This window comes from Methanobrevibacter sp., from assembly GCF_045586545.1.
GTDB lineage: Archaea > Methanobacteriota > Methanobacteria > Methanobacteriales > Methanobacteriaceae > Methanocatella.
In genome coordinates this window covers 1-5,847 of record NZ_JAZNAN010000055.1, presented here as the reverse complement: position 1 = coordinate 5,847, position 5,847 = coordinate 1, and the positions used below count along the sequence as shown (strand labels likewise).

Genomic DNA, 5,847 nt, shown 5'->3' with positions numbered 1-5,847 from the left:
ATTTGTTTTAAATTATTAAACTCCTCATTTAATCGACCATATTCAATTAATTTATCATTTAATAAATTGATTATTTTTTTATTTAATAAATTTTCATCATATAATCGTTCATATTCTGATTTATAAAATTCAAAACTTTTTTCCTCATTTCCCCTTTTTTCGAATACATCTTTTAATGACATTATAAAGCACCCCAATTTAATTAAAACATCATTTTAAAATTTCATAGAAATTTTTTGTTCATATTTTTTAAATACAATTACACCAATAGCAAAAATAATCAAAGAAAATAAAAATGAATTAAATAAATTTAATGTATCTGGGATTGCACCCATAAACATTAATTTTCTAAATTGATCAACTAACCAATATACTGGATTCAATAACATTAAACTTTGATATGGTTCAGGAACAATCTCAATTGGATAAAATAAAGCACATGCATACATTAACATGAAAGTAATTACTCCATACAAATGTTGAACATCAGTATAATATACTGCTAATATTGATAATATTAAACCAAAACCAACAACCATCAAAATAGCCGAAATGATTGTGATAATTGCAAAAGGCATTACTGAGAAATAAAATGGAGCACCAGTTGCAAGCATAACCGCAAATAAAATAGCTAAAGAAATTAAAAAATTAATAAATTCTGATATGATATTTCCCAATACAAACATTGCTTTTGGTGCATTAATCCTTTTTAAAATTCCCTTATATCTAACAATAGAATTCATTGCAGCAGTAGTTCCTTGTTTAAAGAAATCAAAAACGCATTTACCTGCTAAAAAATAAACTGGATAATTAGGAATAGAATGTGCAAATATTGTAGAGAAAATTATTGTCAAAATTATCATTGTTGCCAATGGTTTTATGACACTCCACAGAATGCCTAAAAATGAATCCTTATATTTTGATGCAAAATCTTTTCTAACTATTTGTTCTAATAGAAAGAAGTTATTATTGTTATCTATTAAATCCATAACATCAATCTCATCATTAATTATATTTAATGTTAGATAATTATTCTTTAAATATTTATCTTATAACACGATAAATATATATTAAAACTTAACATGAAAAAAGGACTTTATGTTTTTTAGTTTTTATATTATAAGAAAATAGGGACAAACAATGTTTAAATCAAAAAAAATATTTTCAGTGGTAATGGCCTGTTACAACTGTGAAAACTATTTGGATGAAACAATAGGCTCGCTTCTAAACCAAACATTATCATTTGAAGAAAACATTGAAGTTATTCTGGTTGATGACGGAAGTACAGACAGCACCAATGAAATCTGCCAGAAATACCTCAATAAATACCCAAATAACATTATTTATTTATACCAGGAAAACAAAGGCCAAGGCTCAGCGCGAAATTTAGGATTAAAACACATTAATGGAAAATATGTCAATTTTCTTGACAGTGACGACAAATTAAGCAAAAACACTTTCGAAGAAGTGCTCAAATTTTTCAAAAAACATCAAGAGGTTCCCTTTGTCACTATTCCCTTAATCTTTTTTGATGCTCAAAGCGGAGACCATCCGCTCAACTATAAATTCGACGAAGACAAGGTTGTTAATCTAAACAAAAACTGGGACTACATCCAACTTCATGCCAATTCCAGCTTTTTTAAAGCGGGAACATTTGACAAATACCTGTTTGCAACTGACATCATCTCCTCTGAAGACACCTTAATGATTAACAAATTATTAATAGACAATCCGACCTACGGAATCCTCAAAACTCCAAAATATTACTACAGAAAAAGGGACAACAACACTTCAACACTTGACAAAGCAAATTACAGAAAGGAATATTATCTGGACCGATTGAACAAATATTTCAAGGAATTAATAAATTATGCTCAAAACAAATATGGAGAAGTCCCCAAATTCATCCAATACCTAATCGTTTATGACCTCCAGTGGATGTTCAACCTCGATGATGCACATGAAGTTCTAGAAATTGATGAAATTGAGGAAGTTTATGTGGCTATCAAAGACCTCCTAAACCATTTAGAAGATGAAGTCATCTTATCTTTAAAGGAAGATAAATTAAACATTGCTCACCACTTATTAACACTCAAATACTCTAACGTAAATGTTGATTTAAATGGAGTTGTGACCTGTCAAGATATCCATTCAAGTTATGATGGCAAAACCGCCCAAGTATTTTCAGGCACAAAACCAATTGATCAGCTCGACATCCACAAAATCTGGATTGACATCTGTGAAATTAAAGGCAATATATTCTACTTATCCGGATACCTAATGTCCTTTTTCAATGATGAGGACATTGAAATTGAAATTATCAAAAACTCTAAAGAAACATATAAAGCAAAAAGAGTTTACTACCAAAATACCGCCAAACACTTCCTGGGATGCACTTTAGAGGATAGATACAACTTCGACTGCGAAATTCCAGTTGAAGATGACTGTACGATTGATATAAGAACTCAATTTGTCGGGGAAAACTCAACAAAAGATTCCATATTCTCACTTCCAATCGACTTTTCATACTATGCAAGGCTTTCAACATTAAGCAATTACAGCATCTCAAAGAATCATTTCTTAATTTTAAAAGGGAGAACATTCAAAATTTCCAATTATTCCTATCTAAAAATGATTCGAGCCGAAATTCCAATTTTACTTAGAGTTTTAAAAAGACATGAGCAATACTACCCATCAATATTTCTGACAAGACTAATTTACCTATTATTATACCCAATTTACAGAAACAAGAGAATTTGGCTCTTCATGGACAAGATTGATGTTGCTGATGACAATGCAGAGCATTTATACAAATATTGCCTCAATAAAAAAGACAATATCTCAAAATACTTCGCTTTAGACAAAAATTCAAGCGATTTTAAAAGACTTTCAAAAATTAAGAATCTAATAGCTTTCAATTCATTCAAGCACAGATTAATGTATCTGTTTGCTGAAAAAGTCATCTCATCCCACCCTGACGATGAAATATTGAATCCTTTCATCAATAAAACTGAAGAGTCTTATGCTGGGCTTAACAATTCAGATAAGATATTTCTGCAGCATGGAGTTACTAAAGACAACGTTTCCTCATGGCTCAAGAAATTCGAAAAGAATTTGAAACTTATCGTAACGGTTTCTGATGACGAGAAAAAATCATTCTTGGATCCTGGTTACAACTATGATGAAAAAATCATCCAGGTTCTAGGTTTTCCAAGATTCGACAGTCTGGAAAAAACAAACCCCCAAAAACAAATCATAATTATGCCGTCCTGGAGGAAAAAACTGCTTTATGCATCCGAAGACCAAATCAGAGAATCCGAATATTTCAAGCACATCAATTCACTAATCAACAATGAAAAACTAATTAAAATAGCTAAAAAGCACAACTACAAAATCATCTTCAAACCCCATCCAAGAGTTTATGAATACATTCATCTCTTCGACACCAACGATTACATCGAAATCGATGAAGACAACATATATCAGGAACTGTTCAGAAATTCAGCCCTGATGATTACAGATTATTCCTCTGTTGCATTTGACTTTGCTTATATGGAAAAACCAGTAATTTACTACCAATATGCTAAAGATTACAACTTCGAAGAAGGTTATTTCAAATACAAAACTATGGGTTTTGGTGAAGTTATAAAAAATGAAAATGAATTAATTGAAATTATTGAAGGCTACCTTGAAAACAACTGCCAGATGAAAGATGAATATAAAAACAGGGTAAATAGTTTTTATAAATATAAAGACAAAAATAATTGTGAAAGAGTTTACAATGCAATTTTAAATTTAAAAGATTGACCTTGGGATTATTATGAGTTTACAAGAAAAAATATTATCCAAAAGTAATTCTTATAACTATTACAAAGAAAAAAACGAATCCTTAGAAAAAAGAGTTGAGGAACTCGAAAAAGAGTTAGAAGAAATTAAAAAAGAAAAGGAAACAACGTTACGTGAGGAATTCTTAGAACAATATCCTGTTGCGGGCGGATTTTGTAATTGGAATTATATTGAATACTATTTTGAGGATGATTTTGAAGAAAAGCTTATGGATGTTACATCCAGATTAAATCACACGTCAAAAAACAGATTCAAATGGCTACTTTTAAGAGCATTAGCTGTAAATGTTATTAAAATGAACTCTCTTTATTTCCATTATGAGTTAAAAGACCAGGAAAAATTCTTAAACTTTAGAAAAGAAAATTCCGGTCCGAACATGATTGGAGGATACACTTATTATGGAAGATACAACTTACATCCTTTCATTGATTTGAATTTAACTGATAAGGATAAGGAATTCCTTAAAGATAAGAATATCATAGATGCCGGCGCATTTACAGGAGATACTTCAATTCCTTTGGCAAAATTTACAGAAAAAAATATTTATGCCTTTGAACCCTTTGATGATTCTTTTGAAGGTTTGAAGAAAAACATTGCGGCTAATGATATTGAAAATATCATCCCCGTGAAGAAATCCTTAGGAAACATTAATGGTGAGCGAACATTATATTTAGCAGGAGATAATGTTCAGGGAATTACAAGCAACCCTAATGCTAGAGAGTATGATGAAGAATTAAAGGTTGAAGAAATTACTGTTGATAAATTTGTAGAAGAAAACAACTTAGATGTTGGCTATATTACAATTGATGTTGAAGGTGCTGAAAGAGATCTTCTTGAGGGGGCACTCAATACCATTAAAACACAAAGGCCAATATTGACAATCAGCATTTATCATAAAGTAACTGACTTTTTTGAAATTATTCCATGGATTGATGATTTGGGACTTGATTATGAATTTAATGTAGTTAAAGAGCAGCCTTGGCCATTTTTAGGAGACACTGTTGTTCAATGCCGGCCAAAAGAGTTGATATAAATGGTTAAAGTATCTGTTGTAATGCCTGTTTATAATGCTGAACGCTTCCTAGAGGATTCTGTTGGCTCTATCTTAAACCAAACATTGAATGACTTGGAACTGATTTGTGTTGATGATGGCTCAACTGACAATTCATTAGGCATTTTAAATGATTTTGCTAATAAAGATAATCGCGTTAAAGTATTCTCACTTGACCATAAAGGAGGAGGTAACGCTAGAAATTATGGCTTAACCCAAATCACTGGAAAATACTTGTTTTGCATGGATGCTGACGATACTTTAGAATTAAATGCATTTGAAGACTTTTACAAAATAGCTAATGAAAAAAACCTTGATTTTTTAGTTTTCAAAGCAATTAATTATGGTGTAGAAAAAGACCACTTCTTTGAAACCGAATATCAGAACATGACAACAATCTCAAATCTTGTAAGGGACGATGTTTTCAACTACAAAGACCTGGGCGACTTATTATTTGATTTTAATGTAAGTCCATGGTGTAAATTTTACAACTCAGAATTTATCAAAAATAGTGGCGCTCAATTTAGAGAAAACTCTAAATTCCATGATAATCAATTCTTCTGGGATATTATATTTCAAGCTGAAAGGATTTTATTTATTGACAAATTTTACTACACTCGAAAACGATATAATGATTCTTTAACTGCATCCGGTGATAAAGGACACGTTAATATCATTGGTGTAGTAAATGACATCATTCGATTATTCATTAAACATGGAGAACTTGACAACTACAAAAATAAATTATATAATCTGAAAATAACTTGGATAATCGATAGATACAACCAAGTGCAAGAACAATATAAAGAAGAATTCTTTAAAGAACTAAAAAAAGACTTTGAAAGCCTTAAAGACAGTGAATTTGAAGAAATCTTGAGTGAAAATCATAAATTTATATTTAATAATGCAATCATCTCAAATAATCATGAGAAATTTGATTTAATGAATAA

At 30.4% G+C, this 5,847-nt stretch carries 5 protein-coding genes; 3 read left to right on the top strand and 2 right to left on the bottom strand.

Going from position 1 to position 5,847, the window contains the following annotated elements; genetic code table 11:
• Positions 1 to 182: hypothetical protein (locus ACKI3D_RS04510; RefSeq protein WP_407392556.1), on the bottom strand; the 182-nt coding region annotated here is incomplete at its 3' end.
• A 33-nt stretch (positions 183 to 215) separates the two neighbouring features.
• On the bottom strand, positions 216 to 989 hold the full coding sequence (locus tag ACKI3D_RS04505; protein ID WP_407392555.1) for an ABC transporter permease: 774 nt from the start codon (positions 987 to 989) through the stop codon (positions 216 to 218).
• A gap of 151 nt (positions 990 to 1,140) precedes the next feature.
• Between ACKI3D_RS04505 and ACKI3D_RS04500 the strand changes: the two genes are divergently transcribed.
• From ACKI3D_RS04500 to ACKI3D_RS04490, 3 genes are all read left to right on the top strand, one after another.
• Entirely contained in the window at positions 1,141 to 3,807 is a 2,667-nt protein-coding gene (locus ACKI3D_RS04500; protein ID WP_407392554.1) for a CDP-glycerol:glycerophosphate glycerophosphotransferase, read from the top strand.
• A gap of 13 nt (positions 3,808 to 3,820) precedes the next feature.
• Entirely contained in the window at positions 3,821 to 4,879 is a 1,059-nt protein-coding gene (locus tag ACKI3D_RS04495; RefSeq protein WP_407392553.1) for an FkbM family methyltransferase, read from the top strand.
• On the top strand, positions 4,880 to 5,847 hold a 968-nt coding region (locus tag ACKI3D_RS04490; protein ID WP_407392552.1), incomplete at its 3' end, for a glycosyltransferase.